We start from the raw sequence: 21,164 nt of genomic DNA on the forward strand, positions 1-21,164 counted from the left end.
GACGGAGACGTTACGTGAATTATGACGACCGGTCTAGTGAGAGATGGAGAAGCGTTCGATCTGCGGGGCGGGCGGAGCAGGGGCGGGTGGCGCGACGGGCGCGGCGGGCGCGGCGGGACCGCCGGCATGCAGCAGCAGGTAACTGAACAGGACGGTCGCCAGCACGGCGAGCACGGTGGTCACAATGCGACCGGCGATGGCGGCCAGGCGCTGCCGCGTCGTCGGTGCCCGCATGTGTGCTCGCTTTCGATCGGACGGCGAAATCGACTACTGCCGTCCTTGTCGTGCGAACTCGTTGAAACATTAGCAATTGAATGGCAAATCACATCGAACCCGCTGGCTGGCACCGCGGGCAGAAGTAGATGCCGCGCTCGCGCCGCGACACCCGGTCCGACGGTGGTGCGGTCTCGCCGAGCAGCTCAACGGCGATGGTAGTGCCGCAGCGCAGGCACGGCATCCGATGACGGCCGTACACCAGCGGGCGCCAGGGCGGTTGCCGCGCGGCGGCGGTGAGCACGCGATGCGCCTCGTTGACCAGGGCGAGCAGATCCGGCACGGCGGCGACCGGCGTGGCCGGGTGCACGCGACGCAGGAAGCACACCTCGCTGCGGTAGATATTGCCGATGCCGGCCAGATTGCGCTGATCGAGCAGCGCGATCCCGATGGATTCGTCCGGCAGGCGGGCCAGCCGCTCGACGGCCTCGGCCGGATCCCAGTTCGGGCCGAGCAGATCGGGACCGAGGTGCTCGATCACGCGCTGCTCCTCGGCGCGGCGCAGTACCTCGACCACGCCGAGGGAGAAGCCGACCGCCTCCACCTCGTCGGTGGCCAGCACCAGCCGGGCGGTCACCCGCGGCTTGGTCCAGCGTTGCCCGCAGTGGAACACCCGCCAGCTGCCCTCCATCTTCAGGTGGGTGTGGATGCTGACGGTGTCGGTGCGGACGAACAGGTGCTTGCCGTAGCTGCCGACGCTGTCTACGGTCTGTCCGCGCAGGTCGACGGTGGCGTAGCGGGGGACACGGAAGTCACTGCGGGTCAGTACCTGTCCGGCCAGGGCGGCGCGTAACCGTTCCGCGGTGCGGTAGACGACGTCACCCTCGGGCATCGCCCGCTCCGGCAGCCGGGGTGCTCACGGGCGTCCGCGTAGGCGCAGGCCGCGCGGGGTGGCGGCGAAACCGGCGTCGGTGAGGAAGGAGGCGAAGGTGTGACCGTGCACCGATTCGCCGTCGACCCGGTCGATCACCAGCGAATCGACCCTGCGTTCGTGCACCAGCGCGGCCAGCGCCCGAGTGGCCCGCTGCCGGGCGGTGGGATCCTCGGTGAAGGTGAGCAGAGTCTTGCCGCCGCGTTCCAGATACAGCACCAACTCGCCGTCGACCAGCACGACCAGGGCGCCCGCCTTGCGGCCGGGCCGGTGCCCGGACTCGCCGTCCCCCTTGGGCCAGGGCAGTGCGGCGCCGTACGGGTTGGCCGGATCGCAGGCTGCCAGCGCGAGCGCGCCACCCTCGGCGCGGTTGCCGCCGCGGTCGGTGTCGAAGGAGCGCAGCCGGTCCACCACATCGGTGGTGGAGAACTGGGCGCCGCCGAGCGAATCGATGAAATAGCCACGACGGCAGCGACCACGGTCCTCGAATTCGGTGAGCACCCGGTACATCAGCGCGAACCCGCCCGGCACCCCTTCGCTCTGCACCGAACCCCTGGTCAGCACGCCGTAGCGTTCCAGAAGCAGGTCGGCCGTCGCGTGCGCGCGGATCGTATTGTCGGACAACCGGTCCGGCAACAGCGACCAGCGCCCCGCGACGGTCGGCGGGCCCGAACGAGTCGGGAGCGACTGGCGCGGGAGATAGGCACGGCCGCGTGGGGTGCGCCGCGGTGCGCGGTGCGCGGTCGGTGTCCTGGTCGAACCGGCCAGCCGCGCCCGGACCGGGGCGAAGGTGTCACCGGAGACGAGTCCGGCCCACACCAGCTCCCACAGCGCATCCGCCACCGCCACGTCGTCGAGCAGGCCGGTGGCATCGGAGAGCTGGCGGAAGAAGTAGGCGCCGCCGCCGTGCAGCATCGCCGGGACCCGCATGACGGGCTGCTGATCGACCGGTTGCGGTGATGCCGCCGGTTCGGTCACGTCGAGGTCTACTGCCGGGGGCACGCCGGGCGTCCACGCGGGCAGCTGTGCGCCGAGCGCGGTGAGCAGGCGCAGGTGGGTTTCGGTGAGCTCGATGTCGTCGGCCGGCGGCAAGGTGACCGGCGCCTGGTCGGCCGGATGTAGCGCGATCCAGCCGTCTTTGGCGTTGATGGCGCCGTGGCCGGACCAGCGCACCTCGCCGGTGGCCATGAGTTCGTCCAGCATGGCGGGCGAATAGTCGCGTACCCGGGCGGGCAGCACCAGCGATTCCAGGGCGGACGCCGGAATCGGTACCCCTGCTAGCTGTTCCACCACCGCGGCCACGCCGTCGATCCCGCGCAGTTCGCCGGTGCCGAGGTGCTGCCAGGCGGGCAGGAAACGCCCGAAGGTGGCGGTGGATACCGGCTCCACCTCGTGCCGCGCGGCGGCCAGGCTGCGTCGGCGCAGGCGGCGTAATACCTGGGCGTCACACCATTCCGAACCGGCGGCAGACGGTGTGAATTCGCCTTCCACCACGCGCTTTTCGGCCGCCAGGCGATGCAGAGCGCCGGCGGCCACTGCCGTGCCGAGACCGAATCGGGCCGCCACCGCCTCCACGCCGAACGGCCCATGCGTGCGGGCATAACGCGCCACCAGGTCACCGAGCGGATCGGCGACGGGCTCGATGAACGCGGCCGGGGTGCCGATGGGCAGCGGCACGCCCAGCGCATCACGAAGGCGCGCAGCGTCTTCCACCGGTGCCCACCAGGTGCGTCCGGCGAAGGAAACCTCCAACGCCCGCCGGGCCTGGACGAGTTCGGCGAACCACGGCGCCGGGTCCTCGCGGCAGCGCTCGGCGGCTTCGGCGGCGGTGAGCGGACCGAGCAGCCGCAGCAGGTCGGCCAGTCCCTCGGCGTCGCGGGCGTGGCGTTCGGGGGTGAGCCGTTGCAGCTCGCGTTCGGTCTGCTCGATGACGGTGGCGTCGAGCAGTTCCCGCAGCTCCACCCGCCCGAGCAGTTCGGCCAGCAGGCTCGAATCCAACGACAAGGCCGCCGCCCGGCGTTCGGCCAGCGGGCTGTCGCCGTCGTACATGAACTGGCCGATGTAGTCGAACAGCAGCGCGTTGGCGAATGGCGACGGTGTCGCGGTCTCCACCTCGATCAGCCGCACCTGCCGCCGCGCCACCCGGCCGAGCAGCTCGCTCAACGCGGGCAGGTCGTAGACATCGCGCAGGCATTCGCGCACCGTCTCCAGCAGGATCGGGAAGTCCGGGAACTTGCGCGCCACATCCAGCAGCTGCGCCGAGCGCTGGCGTTGCTGCCACAGCGGGGCGCGTTTGCCGGGATCGCGGCGCGGCAGCAGCAGAGCACGTGCCGAGCACTCGCGGAAGCGGGAGGCGAACAGGGCCGAGCCGCCGACCTGTTCGGTGACGATGTCGTCGATCTCGTCCGGTTCGAAGACGAACAGTTCGGCGCCCGGCGGATCGTCGGTGGTGTCGGGCAGCCGCACCACGATGCCGTCATCGGAGGCGTTGGGCGCGGCGTCGACCCCGAAGCGTTCGCGCAGCCGCGCGCCCACCGCCAGCGCCCACGGCGCGTGCACCGGCAACCCGTACGGCGAGTGCAGCACCAGCCGCCAATCGCCGAGCTCGTCGCGGAACCGTTCCACGATCAACGTGCGATCGGTCGGCAGCCTGCCGGTGGCAGTGCGCTGATCATCCAGCAGCGCCACCAGATTCGAGGTGGCGTTCTCGTCCAGCCCGGCCGCGCCGACCAGCTCCGCCATGCTGTCGTCCGGCCCCGCACGCTCGGAAACCTGCCCTGCGCGCCGAATGAATTCACCCAGCGCCGCTCCCAATTCGGCAGGCCGCCCGAGACCGTCGCCGTGCCAGAACGGCAGCCGGCCCGGCAGCCCGAAGGCCGGTGTCACCAGCACTCGGTCGAAGGTGATCTCCTCGATCCGCCAGCTCGTGGCGCCGAGGGCGAAGACATCGCCGACACGTGACTCGTAGACCATCTCCTCGTCGAGCTCACCGACCCGAGAAGCCTTTTCGCCCACCATGTACACCGCGAACATGCCGCGATCGGGGATCGCGCCACCGGAGGTGACGGCCAGCCGCTGAGCACCCGGTCTGCCGGTCAGCGTGCCCGCGTCGCGATCCCACACCACCCGCGGGCGCAGCTCGGCGAACTCGTCGGACGGATACCGCCCGGACAGCAGATCGAGCACCGACTCATAGGCCGAACGCGGCAGTGCCGCATAGCTTCCGGTGCCGCGGACCACCTCGAACCAGGCGTCGACGTCGACCGGCTCCAGCGCGCACGCCGCGACCGTCTGCTGGGCGAGGATGTCGAGCGGATGCGCCGGGATCTGGATGGCCTCGATCTGGCCGGTGGTCATGCGCTGGGCGGCGACCGCACAGTGGATGACGTCGGTGCGGTGCTTGGGAAACAGCACCCCGCGCGAGATCTCACCGACCTGGTGCCCGGCCCGTCCGATTCGTTGCAGCCCGCTGGCCACCGACGGCGGCGCCTCCACCTGCACCACCAGATCCACCGCGCCCATATCGATGCCGAGTTCGAGGCTGCTGGTGGCGACCACGCAGCGCAGCCGTCCGCTCTTGAGATCGTCTTCGATCAGCGCGCGCTGTTCTTTGCTGACCGAGCCGTGGTGCGCCCGGGCCAGCAGCGGTGCCGCACCGTGCACCACCTCGGTGGACGCGCCGAGTTGCGCGGGCGGCGCGTGCTCGGTCTCGACCGGGTCGCCTGCCCGTTCGGCGAAAGTTTCGTTGAGCCGCGCGGTGAGCCGTTCGGCCAGCCTGCGGGAGTTGGCGAACACGATCGAGGACCGATGCGCGAGCACCAGATCCACGATCGCCTCGTCCACATGCGGCCAGATCGAGCCGGGCTGATCCGATTCGCCGGGCTCGGTCATATCCGCGATAGGCACCCGCACCGACAGGTCGAAGGTCTTCGGAGCGGGTGGCGAGACGATGGTCAGCGGCGCGCTGCCCACCAGGAACCGGCCCACCACCTCGGGTGGGCGCACGGTCGCCGACAGGCCGATCCGCTGCACCGGGCGCTCGGTGAGCAGGTCCAGCCGGGCCAGCGACAGGGTCAGGTGGGAGCCGCGTTTGGAGCCGGCGATGGCGTGCACCTCGTCCACGATCACCGTGCGAACGGTGCGCAGCGTCTCCCGGGCGGCCGAGGTGAGCATGAGAAACAGGGATTCCGGGGTGGTGATCAGGATGTCCGGAGGTGTGCGCTGCATCGTGCGGCGTTCGCTCGCGCTGGTATCGCCGGAACGCACCCCGACGCTGATATGCGGCGGATCGAGCCCGAGCCGCTTGGCCGTCTGGGTGATGCCGACCAGCGGGGCCCGCAGATTGCGTTCCACGTCCACCGCGAGCGCCTTCAACGGCGAGACGTAGAGCACGGTGGTGCCCGGCTCCTGCGCTTTCTCCCCGGAGGCCAGCCGATCGATCGCCCACAGAAACGCCGACAGCGTCTTACCCGAGCCGGTCGGCGCGATGACCAGGGTGTGCTCACCGGCCGCGATGGCGCGCCACGCGCCGAGCTGGGCATCCGTCGGCGCCGGGAAGGCGCCGTCGAACCACTCCCGGGTCGCGGTGGAGAACTCGGCCATGAGATCAGTGTGCACCCGGGCACCGACAGGTATGCGGCGACCAGCGCCGTCGCCCGTATCGTTGCGCTGTGCCCGGCGTGCTGAAACTCGACCTGATCGGCCACGGCGTGACCGAGGCCATGCGTGGCGCGCGCTTCCCCGGCGACGAACCGCTCACCGCATCCGGCCGCAACGCGCAGGCTCCCTATCGTCCACCCGCCGACGCTGTCGTGCTGATCGCGCCCGAGCGCCGCGCCGGCCAGACCGCACAGGCGTTCGGACTGGCCGGCCGCACCGAACCCGCCCTGCGTGACCTCGACGCGGGCAGCTGGCGCGGTCGCGAACTCGCAACACTCGCGCCCGAGGAAGCGCACGCCTGGCTCACCGACCCCGCGTTCCGCGGACACGGCGGCGAGTCGATTCTCGACCTGGTCGACCGGATCGGCGCCTGGCTGGACGTCATCGCCGACGCCGGCCGGTCGACGGTCGCGCTCACCCATCCGGCGGTGATCCGGGCCGCGCTGCTGGTGGCTCTCGACGCGCCCGCCGCCTCGTTCTGGCGGCTCGACATTCCACCGGCTCATCCCGTCCGGCTGCACCATCGCGGCGCCTGGACCGTGCGGTTCGGGCGCTGACCGGCCGCCGGGGATCAGCCGAATTCGATCCCCTGCGCCAATGGCAGATCATCGGAGTAGTTGATGGTGTTGGTGGCACGGCGCATGTAGGCCTTCCACGAATCGGACCCGGATTCGCGTCCGCCGCCGGTCTGCTTCTCCCCGCCGAACGCGCCGCCGATCTCCGCGCCGGAGGTGCCGATATTGACATTGGCGATGCCGCAATCGGAGCCGTCGGCGGCCAGGAACCGTTCGGCCTCCCGCTGATCGGTGGTGAACACCGACGACGAAAGACCCTGCGGCACCGCATTGTGCAGCTCGATCGCGGTCTCGAAATCGTGGTAGGTCAGCACATACAGGATCGGGGCGAACGTCTCCTCCCGCACCACCGCGGTCTGGGCGGGCATCCGGATGATGGCCGGCTGCACGTAATAGGCGTCGTCGCCGAAGCCGTCCACACGTTCACCGCCGCAGATCAATTCGCCGCCGTCGTCGAGTGCGCGCTCGATGGCCTCGATCATCGACGCATGGGCCCGTCCGTCGATCAGCGGGCCGACCAGCACGCCGGGTTCGAGTGGGTTGCCCACGCGCAGTTGCAGATACGCGCTCTCCAGCCGGTCCAGCAGCGGACCGGCCACATCGGCGTGCACGATCAACCGCCGCAATGTCGTGCAGCGCTGGCCCGCGGTGCCCGCCGCCGCGAAGACGATGCCACGCGCGGCCAGCTCCAGATCCGCCGACGCCGTCACGATGGCGGCATTGTTGCCGCCGAGCTCGAGCAGGCAGCGACCCAGGCGGGCCGCGACCCTCGGCGCGACCGTGCGGCCCATCCGCACCGAACCGGTCGCGCTCAGCAACGCCACCCGCTCGTCGTCCACGAGTCGCTCACCGGCCTCGGTGCCACCGAGGATCAGCTGATGGATCTGCGGATCGGCACCGACGTCGGCGGCAGCCCGGCGCAGCAGCGTATGACAGGCCAGCCCGGTCAACGGCGTGGTTTCCGAGGGCTTCCAGACCACGGTGTCGCCGCACACCAGCGCGATCGCGGTATTCCAGGCCCACACCGCGACCGGGAAGTTGAACGCCGAGATCACCCCGACCACGCCCAGCGGATGCCAGGTCTCCATCAGGCGGTGGCCGGGACGCTCCGAGGGCATCGTGCGCCCGTAGAGCTGGCGCGACAACCCGAGGGCGAACTCGCAGACATCGATCATCTCCTGCACCTCGCCGACCGCCTCGGCGCCGATCTTGCCCGCTTCAAGCGTCACCAACTCGCCGAGTTCGTCCTTGTGCGCGCGCAGTAGTTCGGCGAGTCTGCGCACCACCGCGGCCCGTACCGGCGCGGGAACCGTGCGCCAGTTCCGAAACGCGGTGGCGGCCCGATCGATCGCGGCTTCGACGTCGGCGGGTGCGTCCGGGCGCAGGGTCGCCAGCTGCCCGCCGGTGATGGGCGTGCGCGCGACCAGCGTCCCGGGCGCGGGGAGTTCGGCACCGAGCGCGTCGAGCAGGGCTTCGGCGCGGGCCGGCAGCGTGCGGGTGGCGTGCTCGCCGACGATGTAGGTCATCTGGTCCTCCGCTTCGACGTCGCCGACCGGTGCCCGACGCGGGTGCGGTCGCGGAATGAACGATTACAAGTTTTCTGCACGGGCCCCGTTGGCTGCGTTAGCCTTCGCTGATGGCGGAAACACCGGCAAAGCCCGTTCTCGACGATATCGATCGGCTACTGATTCGCGAGCTGATGGCCGACGGCCGGGCGACCCTGTCCAACCTGGCCGAAAAGGCGAGCCTGTCGGTGTCGGCGGTGCAGTCGCGGGTGCGCAGGCTGGAAGCGCGCGGCGTGATCCGCGGCTACACCGCGAAGGTCGATCCCGAGGCGCTGGGGCATCTGCTGTCGGCATTCGTCGCGATCACTCCTCTCGACCCGTCCCAACCCGATGACGCGCCCGCATTGTTGCAGCAGATCCCGGGTATCGAGGCCTGCCACTCGGTGGCGGGCGACGAGAGTTACGTGCTGCTGGTGCGGGTGGCCTCGCCGCGGCATCTGGAGCAGCTCTTGCAGGAGATCCGTGCGACCGCCAACGTCCGTACGCGAAGCACCATCATCTTGCAGACATTCTACGACAGGTAGGGCTTGACCGGAGTTTCTCCGTTTTGTTGTAGAGATTTCGCTAAATCTTTCGTACCCTGCGGATGTGACCATCGAACTGGAGCGCACCCGCCCGGATGGTGACGAGGTATCGGTCACCACCGCATCCCGAGTCCATGAGATCTTGTCGGCGAGCATCCTCGCCGATGGCTTCGAGCTGGTTCTGGACCTACGACAATCGCAGGGCCGCCACCTCGTCGACGAACGTGACGGCACCGTCTACCTGGACATGTTCGGCTTCTTCGCCTCCAACGCCCTCGGCATGAATCATCCGGCGCTCGCCGGTGACGAGGCGTTCGTCGCGGAGCTCGCCGCCGCCGCCCTCAACAAGCCGAGCAACTCCGACATCTACACCGTCGCCATGGCCCGCTTCGTGGAAACCTTCGTGCGGGTGCTCGGCGATCCCCGGCTGCCGCACCTGTTCTTCATCGACGGCGGCGGTCTGGCCGTGGAGAACGCGCTCAAGGTGGCGTTCGACTGGAAGAGCAGGCACAACGAAAGCCTCGGCCGGTCACCGCGACTCGGCACCCAGGTGATGCACCTGACCGGCGCCTTCCATGGCCGGACCGGTTACACGCTGTCGCTGACCAATACCGATCCGAACAAGACCGCCCGCTTCCCGGCCTTCGACTGGCCACGCATCGACGCGCCGTATCTGGGCGAGGGACGCGATATCGCCGCCGCGGAACGGCTCGCGCTCGATCAGGCCGCCCGTGCCTTCGCCGAGAACCCGCACGATATTGCGTGTTTCATCGCCGAACCGATCCAGGGCGAGGGCGGCGATCGTCATCTGCGCCCGGAGTTCCTGATCGCGATGCAGCAGTTGTGCCACGACAACGACGCGCTGTTCGTCCTCGACGAGGTGCAGACCGGTGTCGGTATGACCGGAACTACTTGGGCCTACCAGCAATTCGGGCTGACGCCGGATGTGGTGGCCTTCGGGAAGAAGACCCAGGTCTGCGGCGTGATGGCCGGCGGTCGCGTCGACGAGGTGCCCGACAACGTCTTCGCGGTGAGCTCCCGGCTGAACTCCACCTGGGGCGGCAACCTGACCGATATGGTGCGCACCCGCCGCATCCTCGAGGTGATCGAACGCGACGGGCTGGTGGAACGCTCCCGGCTGCTCGGTACGCACCTGCTGGACCGGCTCACCGAGTTGGCGCAGCGGCATCCGACCGTCACCGAGCCGCGTGGTCGCGGGCTCATGTGCGCGATCACGCTGCCCGACACCCGCTTCCGTGACGATGTGCTCACCCAGCTGCGCGAACGTGAGCACGTGCTCATCATCGGCACCGGCGAACGCGGCATCCGGTTCCGTCCGCCGTTGACGGTGACCGTCGAGGAACTCGACGCGGCGGTCACGGCCCTGGACCGGGTGCTCACCGACCTGCCCTGAGCGGCCCTCGGCTCGAAGCGGTTTCCCGCCGAGTTCGGCGCGGTCAGCTGCGCTACCGGGTGGCTATCCCTATGCTTCGCAGCCATGTCCTCCCGTCAGCACCACAATTCAGCGCCGGTGGCCGGCGTACGCGGTCAGTGTTCGGAGGCTGCGACGCGGGTCACCGGTGTGCGAGCACACACCTGCCGAATCGACCACGGCGTGCGGCGACGCCGGGCTTCCCTGGTCGCCTCGCTAGCGGTGGTCGCGGCCGTCGCCGGATGTTCCACCACCAGCGAGGCCGGTTCGGTCCAGCACACCGAGGGCGCCACCGCCACCACGACCTCCGCGCCGCCCCCACCCCATCTGGCGAACCTGCTACCCGGCATGCCGCCGCCACTGTCGGACACCGACGTGTACGCGGCCAACCGGGAACTCGATCCGTCGGTCGCCGACCATCGCGCACTCGTCTACGTGCCCAACAGCGAATCCAATACCGTCACCGTGATCGACCAGGCGACCTTCCAGGTGGTCGACACGTTCCCCTCGGGTGGGCAGGAACCCCAGCACGTGGTCCCGTCCTACGACATGCAGACCCTCTACGCCACCAACGATCTGCCCATCGGCGGCGGCAGCCTGCTGCCCATCGACCCCCGGACCGGCAAGCCCGGCGCACCCATTCCGGTGCGCGACCCGTACAACATGTACTACACCCCGGACGGCAAATTCGCCCTCGTCGTCGCCGAGGCGGACAAGTCCCTGGACTTCTACGACCCGAAGACCTGGCAGAAACTGCACGGCGTCCCGGTGCCCGACTGCGCGGGCGTCGACCACATGGACTTCACGGCCGACGGCCGCTTCGCCCTGGCCAGCTGCGAATTCATCGGGCGGATGCTGGTTTTCGACGTCGCCGAACGCAAGGCGATCAAAACCATCGACCTGCCCGGCGGGCGCTCCGGCAAACCACAGGATGTGAAGCTCTCTCCCGACGGCACCCAGTTCTTCGTCGCCGACATGGTCGCCAACGGCATCTACGTCTTCGACGCACTCACCTTCGAGAACACCGGATTCGTACCCACCGGTCACGGTGCGCACGGGCTCTACATCACGCGCGACTCGAAGCAGATGATCATCACCAACCGGCACGAGGGCAGCATCTCGGTGTGGGACTTCGCCCAGGACAAGCTGGTACACAAGTGGTACCTGCCTGGCGGCGGTAGTCCCGACATGGGCAACATCTCCGCTGACGGCCGCGTCTTCTGGGTCTCGGGCCGCCACCACGGCGAGGTCTACGCCATCGACATCATCGACTGGAAGCTACTGGCGCGCATCCCCGTCGGGAAGGGCGCACACGGGCTGACGGTGTGGCCGCAGCCGGGGCGGTATTCCACGGGGCACACCGGCGTCATGCGGTGAGTACGAGGCGACCTCAGCCTGTGCGGCGTGGACTCAGCCCGAGCGCGCCCTCGGTGAAGCGCCGCACCGCCGTCAATCCGGCGTCCAGGGCCTCGTCGTAGCCGGGCCGGGACCAGCCGGTGATCTCGGCCGTACCGTCATCGCCGGGAGTGACGCCGATTTCGGCGACGAGTTCGGCGGTCGTCGGCTCGCAGACCGCCCAGGAGTAGTGGGTTTCGTCGTCCCACTGGGCGGCGCGGCGGCCGACGTAGTCCGGATCTCCGATCCCGCCCTCGGCCAGCGCCGGGCGGTCATCGATGCGGTCGTCGGCGCGCAGGGCACGCAGGTACCAGGAACCCGCGTTGATCTCGATCGGCTCCATCAGCTCTCTTCGTCTCGCATGCCGGCAGCGCGTCGGCGTGCTGCGCGCAATCGTGGTCGGATACCGGTGCAAGGGTAGCTGTGAGCGGATCGGTGGGTCCGTACCTACCGGTCAGCTCCGATCGCGCTGCGCCACGACCTCGCCCAGCGCGGCGTGTGCCGCCCGCCGCCCGATCTCGAGGGCCCGGGCCAGCAGATCGGTGTCGCGGGCCGCGCTGTCGACGGCGGGCGAACCCACGGGAGGATGGATTTGCAGGACGGCGTCGCCGAGGCTGGCCAAGACCCGGTCTTCCACTGCTTGTTGATGCGGGCGCTCCAGCCAGGCCCGGTACGCGCCGGGCGCGCGCACCCTGAGATAGGTGCCGCCCACCACCGAATGCACGCGTGAGGCCGGCGGGCGCCGCTCGTCCACGCGTCGGGTGCGCAACACCAGCGCATGGGTGGCGCCGGAGCGCAGCGCGGTACGGATCGGGACGGTTTCGGCGAGCCCGCCGTCCAGGTAGTAGGCGTCACCGAGCGCGACCGGCGGTCCGGCCAGGATCGGCAGCCCGGCCGACGCCCGCAACGCGGTCAGCAGGGTGGGCTTGTCCACGATGTGCCGATTCAGATCCACCGCGAGCCCGGTGCGCACATCGGTGGCCACCGGATGGAAGGTGGTGGGGTTGGCCAGAATGGCCGGAAAGTCCATCGGCTCGATGCCGTCGTAGACCTGATGCACCAGGTACCGCAGATCGAAGGCGGGTCGGCCACGCAGCAGCCGGGCCGGGTCGATCGCACGGCGCATGATCACCGGATCGGTCCACGACCGCATCCCCGGCTCGGCCCGCCCGCACAGCAGCCAGGCACCGTTGATCGCACCGGCCGAGGTGCCGTACACGGCATCGAACACCGCCGACAACCCCAGCTGCTCTAGCCCGTGCACCATGCCGCTGGAATACACGCCACGGCTGCCCCCACCTTCGACGACGAGCACCAGCCGATGCCCATCGGCACGGCTACCGGACTCGACGCGGGTACGAATGACCTCCGCGACGGCGGGCACAGAGCTGGTCACGCGACCACGATACTGGGTCATTCGGCGATCGGCGCGGCGTGTTCGTGGTCGCGCGGCTCGATCGCCATTGGTGTCGGACCGGTGCGGAAACGCAAGACGGGCCGCGAACGGGGCATTACATCGCCTCGTTCGCGGCCCGCTATCGGCCTGGCCGAGTCCTACTTGATCTCGGCGAGCACGGTGCCCTGGGTGATGGCGGCGCCGGCTTCCACGGCGAGACCGGTGACCACACCGGCCTTGTGCGCGTTGACCGGGTTCTCCATCTTCATGGCCTCGAGCACCACGATCAGGTCGCCGGCCTCGACGGTCTGGCCTTCTTCGACGGCGACCTTGACGACGGTGCCCTGCATCGGCGCGGTGACCGAGTCACCGGAGGCCGCGCCGCCGCCCGCGCCGCCACGCTTGCGCGGCTTGGGCTTCTTGCGGATCACACCGGCACCGTTACCGCCCGCACCGGCGGCACCCGCACCGACGGTGAAGTTGCCGGGCAGCGAGACCTCGACGCGACGGCCGCCGACCTCGACGACCACCTTCTGGCGGGGTCCTTCTTCGTCCTCCTCGAGCGGGGCACCACCGGTGTAGGGCTCGATGGTGTTGTTCCACTCGTACTCGATCCACTTGGTGTAGACGTCGAACTTCTCGCCGTCACCGATGAACGCGGGGTCCTCGACGATGGCGCGGTGGAACGGGATGACGGTGGCCAGGCCCTCGACGTGGAACTCGGCCAGCGCGCGGCGGGCGCGTTCCAGGGCCTGGGTGCGGTTCTCGCCGGTGACGATCAGCTTGGCCAGCATGGAGTCGAACTGGCCGCCGATCACGCTGCCCGCGACCACGCCGGAGTCGACGCGCACGCCGGGGCCGGTGGGCTCGGAGTAGGCGGTGACCGGGCCGGGGGCGGGCAGGAAGCCGCGGCCGGCGTCCTCACCGTTGATCCGGAACTCGAACGAATGCCCGCGCGGGGTCGGGTCTTCCTTGATCGACAGTTCCTCGCCGTTGGCGATGCGGAACTGCTGACGCACCAGGTCGATGCCCGAGGTCTCCTCGGTGACCGGGTGCTCGACCTGCAGGCGGGTGTTCACCTCGAGGAACGACACGGTCTCGCCCTGCACCAGGTACTCCACGGTGCCCGCGCCGTAGTAGTGCGCCTCGCGGCAGATCCGCTTGGCCGACTCGTGGATCTCGGCGCGCACCTCGTCGGACAGGAACGGTGCCGGGGCTTCCTCGACCAGCTTCTGGAACCGGCGCTGCAACGAGCAGTCGCGAGTGCCTGCGACCACGACATTGCCGTGCTTGTCGGCGATGACCTGCGCCTCGACATGGCGAGCCTTGTCCAGGTACTGCTCGACGAAGCACTCACCGCGACCGAACGCGGCAACGGCCTCGCGGGTGGCCGACTCGAACAGCTCGGGAATCTCTTCGATGGTGTGGGCGACCTTCATGCCGCGGCCACCACCACCGAAGGCGGCCTTGATGGCCACCGGAACGCCGTACTTCTTGGCGAACTCGACGACCTCGTCGGCATTCTTGACCGGGTCCTTGGTGCCCGCGGCCATCGGCGCGTTCGCGCGTTCGGCGATGTGGCGGGCGGTGACCTTGTCGCCGAGGTCGCGGATGGACTGCGGCGACGGGCCGATCCAGATCAGCCCGGCGTCGATGACGGCCTGGGCGAAGTCGGCGTTCTCGGACAGGAATCCGTAGCCGGGGTGGATGGCGTCGGCGCCGGACTTGGCGGCGGCGTCGAGGATCTTGTCGAACACCAGGTACGACTCTGCCGACGTCTGTCCACCGAGGGCGAAGGCCTCATCGGCGAGCTTGACGAACGGGGCATCGGCATCGGGTTCGGCATACACCGCGACGCTACCGATACCGGCATCCTTGGCCGCCCGGATCACGCGCACGGCGATCTCGCCTCGGTTAGCTACGAGTACCTTCGTGATCTGCGCGCTGGCATGGCTGGGCACTGAGCCTCCTGTGCAATCTTCTCTGTGGTCGCCCCTGGGTCGACAACTCAACGTCTGGGGCGAGTGTAGGCAGTCTGCCAACAGACGCCGAACTCGGATAGTCCTACCGAAGAGTAGGTTGTGGATCACATATATGGTCGGCCGGGGTCTGTGTTACCTGCTACGAGCCCGGCGACCGGCGCCGGCGGGCGCGCTGCCCGGTTCACTTCCGCGGGCGATCGGCATGCGCACCGAGTTGCCCCATTCGGTCCATGAGCCGTCGTAATTGCGCACCGAATCGAAGCCGAGCAGGTACTTCAGCACGAACCAGGTGTGGCTGGAGCGCTCGCCGACCCTGCTGTAGACGATCAGGGCGTCTTCAGCGGTGAGTTCGCCGTAGCGGGCGTCGAGATCGGTACGCGGCCGGAAGCGGCCATCGGAGTTCAGCGCCTCGGTCCACGGAATGTTCACCGCGGTCGGGATGTGGCCGGCGCGCAGCGCGAGATCGTCGGGCTCCGTGGCGGCCTCGCCGGTGTATTCCTCCGGCGAGCGCACATCGACCAACGGTTTGCCCAGATGGTTGAGCACCTCGGAGCGGAAAGCGCGATCGGTGCTGTCGTCACGGCGCACGACCGGATAGCTGCTCTCGGCCAGGCGTGGTGGCTCGAAGGTGGTGTCGCGCTCCTCGCCGATCCAGGCCTCGCGGCCACCGTCGAGCAGTCGGACGTCCTCGTGGCCGAACAGGGTGAGCACCCAGAGCGTGTGCGCGGCCTGCGCGTTGCCGCGATCGCCGTAGACGACCACGGTGTCCTCACGTTCGATGCCCTTGGACCGCATGAGTTCGGTGAACCGCGCGCCGTCTATGTAATCGCGGGTGACCGGGTCGTTCAGATCGCCGCGCCAGTCGATCTTGGTGGCGCCGGGCACATGCCCGATGTCATAGAGCAGGATGTCTTCGTTCGATTCGATGATCTTGAGCCCGGGAGCGCCGATGTTTGCCGACAGCCATTCCGTGGTTACTAGTCGTTGTGGGTGTGCGTAGGCACCGAAGGCGGGATTTGGGTCCGGGGCGACGGGCACGTCAGGGATCCTTCACACGAGGTAGGCGGCGGTAGGGCGGTATCGGGGTCGCACAGTGCATGGTATGTGTGACCCGAAGATGAATCTCGTTTCAGATCACAAATCGGCTGATTGGGCGAATAAATCGCACGAGCATCCGATAAAGTCTCCCGGGAGGAGGGGTGAGCTATGTCCGATTCGTGGCCGCGGCGGCGACTGCTCGCGATCCTACGTGGCGCAAGCGAGCCTCTCGACGCCCAGGAGCTGGCTAAGATCACCGGACAGCATGTCACCACGGTCCGATTTCATCTCGATGTTCTCACCCGGGAATCGCTGGTTCGGCAGTTCCAGCAGCCGCCGCGGGGCCGCGGACGCCCGCGCATCGGATACCGCGCGGTCCAGCGAACGGTCGGCTATCAGGAATTGGCGCAGGTGCTCGCCGATCAGCTCGGCCCGGATCCACGCCGTCGCGCCGAAGCCGCGGTGGCAGCGGGTCGCGCGTGGGGTGCCCGCCTCGACGTTGTGGAGCAGCCGGCCGAATCGCTAGGCGAGGCCAAGGATCTGGCGATGTCGTTGATGTCGGAGCTCGGATTCGCCCCCGAACGCGACCCTGCCGGCGATACCGACGAGAAGGTCACCATCCGGCTCACCGCCTGCCCGCTGCGTGAATTGGCGCGCACGCACTCCGAAGTGGTCTGCGGGGTGCATCAGGGGCTGCTGCAGGAAGTGCTGGACCGCAACGGTGCGCGCGACCGGGTGGAGGTCAGCCTCGATCCCTTCGTCGAGGCCGAGGTGTGCGAATTGCGGCTGGCTCTGCTGGCCGTCGGCCGCGAACCCTTCGACGGGCCGCGCCCGGCTCCGTCAGTCGTCGGCCGGATGCCGCCACAGGTCCGCGACAGCGACCCCGACATCGTCGAGCAACCTGCGCAGCAGTGGTAGCCCGATGCCGATCACGCTCGACGGATCGCCGTCGATGCGGTCGACGAACCAGCCGCCCAGACCGTCGAGGGTGAACGCCCCCGCCACCTGCAAGGGCTCACCGGTGGCGATATAGGCCTCCAGCGCCTCGGGTTCGGGTTTGCCGAAATGAATCGTGGTGGAACTGCAATCCACCGCTTCCGCGGTCACAGCGCCGTCCAGCAGCCGCAGCACGCAGTGGCCGGTGATGAGCTCGGCGCTGCGCCCGGCCATTACGTTCCAGCGGGCCCGCGCCACCTCGGGCGTATGGGGTTTGCCCTGCAGCATGCCGTCGATCAACAGCATGGAATCGCAGCCGACCACCACGCAGTCGGCGGCGAATTCGGGCACGGCCGCGGCGACGGTCGCGGCCTTGGCCTTGGCCAGTTCGACTACCACGCGTTGGGGCGGGGTATCCGCGGGTAGCGCCGCGGCCACGGCGTCCTCGTCCACGTCCGAGACCCGGACGACGGGCTCGATGCCCGCGGACCGCAGCACGGTGCGCCGGGCAGGGGACGCCGACGCGAGAACCAATTCGGTCACGGTTGTTCCCCTCCCGGCGCGCCGCTCAGCGCAGATGCGACAGCTGCGGGAAGGCGTACGGGGAGAACGGTGAGGTACCGCGGTGCATCATGGTCGGCCTGCCCCAGAAATCGTTCGGTCCCTGTGGGCCCGCCGGCGCGGCACTGTTGGCCGCCGCGCTCAGTACGCACACCAGCGCCGCGATCTCCTCATCGGTGGGCGCGCCCTTTTCGATGATCAGGAAGGGCTTGTCGCCCGCTACCGCAGCCAGGGCAGCGTCGACGTCGGTGCCGACTGCCGCGGCGTCATCGAGCGAGTCGACCGCGAGGTCGAGTTCGGCGGCGGTCAGCACTTCTTCATCTGCCACGATTGTCACGGTGCCAGATCCTCTCTCTTGCCTTGGCCGAACGAGGGGTCGTGTCCGGCCAAGAGACGCAATCATCGTCGGATTCACTCATTGCATCACTGCAACCAGTGTGCGCGGCTCAACGAGGGTATCGCTGATTCACAGCGGAATGTTGCCGTGTTTCTTCGGCGGCAGGGTCACCATCTTGCGTTCCAGCAGCCGCAGCGCCGAGACGATCTGGCCGCGCGTGTGCGACGGCGGGATGACCGCGTCGACGTATCCGCGCTCGGCGGCGACGTACGGGTTCACGAGGGTGTCCTCGTACTCGTTTTGAAGCTCGAGCCGCAGCGCATCGACGTCAGCGCCCTCTTTGGCGGCCTCGGCCAGTTGCTTGCGGTAGACGAATCCGACGGCCCCGGAAGCACCCATCACGGCGATCTGCGCGGTGGGCCAGGCGAGGTTCACATCGGCGCCCATGTGCTTGGAACCCATGACGTCGTAGGCGCCGCCGTAGGCCTTGCGAGTGATGATCGTGATTTTGCCCACAGTGGCCTCACCGTAGGCGTAGAGCAGCTTCGCGCCGCGCCGGATGATGCCGTTGTATTCCTGTCCGGTACCGGGCAGGAAGCCGGGGACATCGACCAGGGTGATGATCGGGACGTTGAACGCGTCGCAGGTGCGCACGAAGCGCGCGGCCTTCTCCGAGGCGTCGATGTCGAGGCAGCCGGCGAACTGGGTGGGCTGGTTGGCGACGATGCCGACGCTGCGGCCGTCGATCCGGCCGAAGCCGACGATGATGTTCATCGCGCGCTCGGCCTGCACCTCGAGGAACTCGTCGTCGTCGAGCAGGCGACGGATCACCTCGTGCATGTCGTAGGGCTGGTTCGGCGAGTCCGGGATCAGCGTGTCCAGCTCGAGGTCTTCCTCGGTGAGCGAGTCCTCGATGGCGCCGTCGATCGGGTCGGTGGCCGGGAAGCGCGGGGCCTCGGCGCGGTTGTTGCTGGGCAGGTAGGACAGCAGATCCTTGACGTAGTCGAGGGCGTCCTGCTCGCCGGAGGCGACGTAGTGGGCCACACCGGACTTGGTCATATGGGTGTTGGCGCCACCCAGCTCCTCCATGGTGACTTCCTCACCGGTGACCGTCTTGATGACGTCGGGGCCGGTGACGAACATCTGGCTGGTCTGGTCGACCATCACCACGAAGTCGGTGAGCGCGGGGGAGTACACGTGCCCGCCTGCGGCCGGGCCCATGATCAGCGAGATCTGCGGGATCACGCCGGAGGCCTGGATGTTGCGGTGGAAGATCTCGCCGTAGAGGCCGAGCGAGACGACACCCTCCTGGATGCGGGCGCCCGCGCCTTCGTTGATGCCGATCAGCGGGCGGCCGGTCTTCAGCGCCAGGTCCATGACCTTGACGATCTTCTCGCCGTAGACCTCGCCGAGGCTGCCACCGAAGACGGTGACGTCCTGGCTGAAGATGCACACGTCGCGGCCGTCGATGGTGCCGTAACCGGTGACCACACCGTCGCCGAGGGGGCGGTTGTTCTCCAAGCCGAAGTTGACGCTGCGGTGGCGGGCCAGGGCGTCCAGCTCGACGAAGGAGCCCTCGTCGAGCAGGGCCAGGATGCGTTCGCGGGCGGTCATCTTGCCCTTGGCGTGCACCTTGTCGACCGCGGCCTCACCCATCGGGTGCTTGGCCTCTTCCAGCCGATTCCGCAGGTCAGCCAGCTTGCCGGCGGTGGTGTGGATATCTGGGGCACCCGCCGGTCCCGGCGTAGGCTGCTGCTGGACACTCGTCATGGGTTCGGAGTGTAACCAGTGCCAGTACCGCCTGTTAACCCAGGAAGGGCTACCGGTCAGTAGAAAACCCCAGGTGGACATGGGGTCGGTGCGGAAAATCGGTATCTTTCCCAAGGGGCTCCGCAATACCCTGTGAACATTCATTTTTCGAGCTCAGGGGAGGAGAGCGAGCGTGTGGGGATGGAGTAGCGGCGTGGCCGAATACGCGGCCGCGGCGGCGTTCACCCGGCCGGTCGGTGAGCCGGAGCCGACGGTCACCGAGACGGCGGCCGCGGCAGAATTCGGATTCACCGAGCAGGCGTGCGAAGGCGAGATCGCAGACGCGTCCGTCATGCGCCCTGCGGCGCGTCCGGCCGATTTCGATCTCGCGGGGTAGCGCTGCCGCCGACGAGTAGCCTGCGCATGTGCACAGGCCACCGTTGGATGCAGAGCAGTTGCGGCGCGATATCGCCGAGGACGACCGGTTGTCGTTCTATCGCGCGGTCGAGGTGGTGGAGACGACCGGTTCCACCAACGCCGATCTGATCGCCAGGGCGGCCGACCCGGAGGTCGACCGGGTCGCGCTGCTGGCCGAGGCACAGGAGCAGGGGCGCGGCAGGCACGCGCGGGTATGGGTGAGTCCGCCGCGCGCGCAGATCTCGCTGTCGATTCTGGTGCGGTTGCCCGGGATCGATCCGTCGGCACTCGGCTGGCTACCCCTGTTGACAGGCGTGGCGGTGGTGGACGCGTTGCGGACCACGGCCTCGGTGCCCGCCACCCTCAAATGGCCCAATGACGTGTTGATCGAGGGCCGCAAGGTGGCGGGCATCCTCGCCGAGGTGGCGGTGAGCGGCGCCGAGCCGGCGATCGTGGTCGGCGTCGGGCTGAACGTGAGCCTGGCCGAGGACGAACTTCCGGTGCCGCATGCCACCTCACTGACACTTGCCGGTGCCGCGGACACCGACCGCACCGCGGTGGCACGTTCGATCCTCACCGAATTCGCCCGCCGGATGACGGCCTGGCGCGAAGAGGATTGGGCCGTACCGCATCTGGCCGCCGCCTACCGCGAGCGGTGCGCGACCCTCGGCGCCCGGGTACGCGCCGACCTGCCCGGCGGGAAGGCGCTGACCGGCGTGGCCACCGACGTCGACGACGCGGGCCGGCTGCTCATCGGTGATCAGGCGGTCTCGGCGGGCGACGTCACCCATCTGCGCCCCGAATAGCGGCCCGCGGTCATTGAACCCGTTGCGGTCGAGGGCGTTCCATGCGCACCGACGGCCTCGACACCCCGTCGCGCGCCGGTCGTTTCGGGATTCCGGGCGGTAGGGTTCGGCATATGGGTTATCCGGAGGACGTCCTGGCGCCCGACGAAGAGCTGATACTGCATCGTCATCCGCATTGGAAGATGCTGTTCTGGCCGGTCGTCACCTTGATCGTGGCCACCGCAGTGGCCGGCTTCGCCGGTGGCGTGGCCTACCGCAATACCGAGACGCCCGGCCGGTCGATCCTGCTGCTGGTGATCTTCCTGATCTGGCTGCTCATCGTGGTCTGGCGCTGCGTGATCCCGCTGATCAGCTGGAAGTCGACGCATTTCATCATCACCCAGCGGCGGGTGCTGGTGCGGCAGGGCGTGATCACCCACACCGGTATCGATATTCCGATGAGCCGGATCTCCAGCGTCCAGTTCCGGCACGGCCTGTTCGACCGGCTGCTCGGCACCGGCACCCTGATCATCGGCTCCTCGTCGGAGGAACCGCTCGAATACGACGACATCCCCGCGGTGCAGCAGGTGCACGCGCTGCTCTACCACCAGGTGTTCGAGGTCGAGCGCGGCCATCGTGACGATCTGCACGGCTACCGGTGAGTGACGC

Annotated in this window: 19 protein-coding genes; 8 read left to right on the plus strand and 11 right to left on the minus strand. The window is 68.7% G+C overall.

The features are described from left to right. Positions 1-33: 33 nt before the first annotated feature. From RJ05_RS05040 to RJ05_RS05050, 3 genes are all read right to left on the minus strand, one after another. Entirely contained in the window at positions 34-234 is a 201-nt protein-coding gene (locus tag RJ05_RS05040; protein ID WP_036533585.1) for a hypothetical protein, read from the minus strand. 88 nt (positions 235-322) lie between these two features. Beyond that, positions 323-1,105, minus strand: a complete 783-nt coding sequence (locus RJ05_RS05045; protein ID WP_036533586.1) for a DNA-formamidopyrimidine glycosylase family protein — start codon at positions 1,103-1,105, stop codon at positions 323-325. A 24-nt stretch (positions 1,106-1,129) separates the two neighbouring features. Next, positions 1,130-5,746: an ATP-dependent helicase gene (locus RJ05_RS05050; protein WP_036533588.1), complete on the minus strand. Its 4,617-nt coding sequence runs from the start codon at positions 5,744-5,746 to the stop codon at positions 1,130-1,132. A 68-nt stretch (positions 5,747-5,814) separates the two neighbouring features. Between RJ05_RS05050 and RJ05_RS05055 the strand changes: the two genes are divergently transcribed. Continuing rightward, on the plus strand, positions 5,815-6,360 hold the full coding sequence (locus RJ05_RS05055; protein ID WP_036533590.1) for a histidine phosphatase family protein: 546 nt from the start codon (positions 5,815-5,817) through the stop codon (positions 6,358-6,360). Between the two features lie 14 nt (positions 6,361-6,374). Here RJ05_RS05055 and amaB read toward each other — a convergent pair whose 3' ends face one another. After that, positions 6,375-7,904, minus strand: coding sequence for an L-piperidine-6-carboxylate dehydrogenase (gene amaB, locus RJ05_RS05060; protein WP_036533592.1), 1,530 nt, complete (start codon positions 7,902-7,904; stop codon positions 6,375-6,377). 110 nt (positions 7,905-8,014) lie between these two features. Between amaB and RJ05_RS05065 the strand changes: the two genes are divergently transcribed. The 3 genes from RJ05_RS05065 (at position 8,015) to RJ05_RS05075 (ending at position 11,276) form a co-directional block, all read left to right on the plus strand. Next, a complete protein-coding gene (locus tag RJ05_RS05065) occupies positions 8,015-8,467 on the plus strand; it encodes an Lrp/AsnC family transcriptional regulator (protein WP_036533594.1) in 453 nt (150 codons plus the stop codon). A gap of 64 nt (positions 8,468-8,531) precedes the next feature. Then, positions 8,532-9,881, plus strand: a complete 1,350-nt coding sequence (gene lat, locus RJ05_RS05070; RefSeq protein WP_174343900.1) for an L-lysine 6-transaminase — start codon at positions 8,532-8,534, stop codon at positions 9,879-9,881. Between the two features lie 168 nt (positions 9,882-10,049). After that, complete coding sequence (locus RJ05_RS05075) at positions 10,050-11,276, plus strand: YncE family protein (protein ID WP_249040551.1); 1,227 nt, start codon at positions 10,050-10,052, stop codon at positions 11,274-11,276. A 13-nt stretch (positions 11,277-11,289) separates the two neighbouring features. Here the strand turns inward: RJ05_RS05075 and RJ05_RS05080 are convergent, their stop codons facing one another. The 4 genes from RJ05_RS05080 to RJ05_RS05095 all read right to left on the minus strand — a co-directional run bounded on the left by RJ05_RS05080 (position 11,290) and on the right by RJ05_RS05095 (position 15,710). After that, positions 11,290-11,637: a GNAT family N-acetyltransferase gene (locus RJ05_RS05080; RefSeq protein ID WP_036533598.1), complete on the minus strand. Its 348-nt coding sequence runs from the start codon at positions 11,635-11,637 to the stop codon at positions 11,290-11,292. Between the two features lie 111 nt (positions 11,638-11,748). Continuing rightward, positions 11,749-12,690, minus strand: coding sequence for a patatin-like phospholipase family protein (locus RJ05_RS05085; protein ID WP_255220917.1), 942 nt, complete (start codon positions 12,688-12,690; stop codon positions 11,749-11,751). Positions 12,691-12,848: 158 nt separating this feature from the next. Further along, positions 12,849-14,651 (minus strand): acetyl/propionyl/methylcrotonyl-CoA carboxylase subunit alpha, encoded by a 1,803-nt coding sequence (locus tag RJ05_RS05090; protein WP_036533602.1) that lies wholly within the window; start codon positions 14,649-14,651, stop codon positions 12,849-12,851. Between the two features lie 153 nt (positions 14,652-14,804). Then, on the minus strand, positions 14,805-15,710 hold the full coding sequence (locus tag RJ05_RS05095; RefSeq protein ID WP_036533604.1) for a sulfurtransferase: 906 nt from the start codon (positions 15,708-15,710) through the stop codon (positions 14,805-14,807). 168 nt (positions 15,711-15,878) lie between these two features. On the opposite strand from RJ05_RS05095, the gene RJ05_RS05100 reads away from it, so the two are divergent. After that, positions 15,879-16,628 carry a helix-turn-helix transcriptional regulator gene (locus RJ05_RS05100; RefSeq protein WP_036533606.1) on the plus strand — a complete coding sequence of 250 codons (750 nt, stop codon included), beginning with the start codon at positions 15,879-15,881 and terminating at the stop codon, positions 16,626-16,628. Here the strand turns inward: RJ05_RS05100 and RJ05_RS05105 are convergent. The 3 genes from RJ05_RS05105 to RJ05_RS05115 all read right to left on the minus strand — a co-directional run bounded on the left by RJ05_RS05105 (position 16,551) and on the right by RJ05_RS05115 (position 19,314). Next, complete coding sequence (locus RJ05_RS05105; RefSeq protein ID WP_036533608.1) at positions 16,551-17,189, minus strand: nucleoside triphosphate pyrophosphatase; 639 nt, start codon at positions 17,187-17,189, stop codon at positions 16,551-16,553. The two genes, RJ05_RS05100 and RJ05_RS05105, sit on opposite strands and share 78 nt — an antisense overlap. A gap of 25 nt (positions 17,190-17,214) precedes the next feature. Further along, complete coding sequence (locus RJ05_RS05110) at positions 17,215-17,544, minus strand: acyl-CoA carboxylase subunit epsilon (RefSeq protein WP_036533610.1); 330 nt, start codon at positions 17,542-17,544, stop codon at positions 17,215-17,217. 129 nt (positions 17,545-17,673) lie between these two features. Further along, entirely contained in the window at positions 17,674-19,314 is a 1,641-nt protein-coding gene (locus RJ05_RS05115) for an acyl-CoA carboxylase subunit beta (protein WP_036533612.1), read from the minus strand. A 193-nt stretch (positions 19,315-19,507) separates the two neighbouring features. Between RJ05_RS05115 and RJ05_RS05120 the strand changes: the two genes are divergently transcribed. The 3 genes from RJ05_RS05120 to RJ05_RS05130 all read left to right on the plus strand — a co-directional run bounded on the left by RJ05_RS05120 (position 19,508) and on the right by RJ05_RS05130 (position 21,157). Then, positions 19,508-19,690, plus strand: a complete 183-nt coding sequence (locus RJ05_RS05120) for a hypothetical protein (protein WP_036533614.1) — start codon at positions 19,508-19,510, stop codon at positions 19,688-19,690. 28 nt (positions 19,691-19,718) lie between these two features. After that, positions 19,719-20,516, plus strand: coding sequence for a biotin--[acetyl-CoA-carboxylase] ligase (locus RJ05_RS05125; protein ID WP_036533616.1), 798 nt, complete (start codon positions 19,719-19,721; stop codon positions 20,514-20,516). Positions 20,517-20,629: 113 nt separating this feature from the next. Next, a complete protein-coding gene (locus RJ05_RS05130) occupies positions 20,630-21,157 on the plus strand; it encodes a PH domain-containing protein (protein ID WP_036533702.1) in 528 nt (175 codons plus the stop codon). Positions 21,158-21,164: the final 7 nt, after the last annotated feature.

The sequence above is a fragment of the Nocardia cyriacigeorgica NBRC 100375 genome, assembly GCF_000308555.1.
Lineage (GTDB): Bacteria > Actinomycetota > Actinomycetes > Mycobacteriales > Mycobacteriaceae > Nocardia > Nocardia cyriacigeorgica.

What these genes read in the sequence shown, in the direction of transcription:
- RJ05_RS05040 (WP_036533585.1), bottom strand. Translation starts at nt 234, where the DNA reads ATGCGGGCACCGACGACGCGGCAGCGCCTGGCCGCCATCGCCGGTCGC.
- RJ05_RS05045 (WP_036533586.1), bottom strand. Translation starts at nt 1,105, where the DNA reads ATGCCCGAGGGTGACGTCGTCTACCGCACCGCGGAACGGTTACGCGCC.
- RJ05_RS05050 (WP_036533588.1), bottom strand. Translation starts at nt 5,746, where the DNA reads ATGGCCGAGTTCTCCACCGCGACCCGGGAGTGGTTCGACGGCGCCTTC.
- amaB (WP_036533592.1), bottom strand. Translation starts at nt 7,904, where the DNA reads ATGACCTACATCGTCGGCGAGCACGCCACCCGCACGCTGCCGGCCCGC.
- RJ05_RS05065 (WP_036533594.1), top strand. Translation starts at nt 8,015, where the DNA reads ATGGCGGAAACACCGGCAAAGCCCGTTCTCGACGATATCGATCGGCTA.
- RJ05_RS05080 (WP_036533598.1), bottom strand. Translation starts at nt 11,637, where the DNA reads ATGGAGCCGATCGAGATCAACGCGGGTTCCTGGTACCTGCGTGCCCTG.
- RJ05_RS05100 (WP_036533606.1), top strand. Translation starts at nt 15,879, where the DNA reads ATGTCCGATTCGTGGCCGCGGCGGCGACTGCTCGCGATCCTACGTGGC.
- RJ05_RS05115 (WP_036533612.1), bottom strand. Translation starts at nt 19,314, where the DNA reads ATGACGAGTGTCCAGCAGCAGCCTACGCCGGGACCGGCGGGTGCCCCA.
- RJ05_RS05130 (WP_036533702.1), top strand. Translation starts at nt 20,630, where the DNA reads ATGGGTTATCCGGAGGACGTCCTGGCGCCCGACGAAGAGCTGATACTG.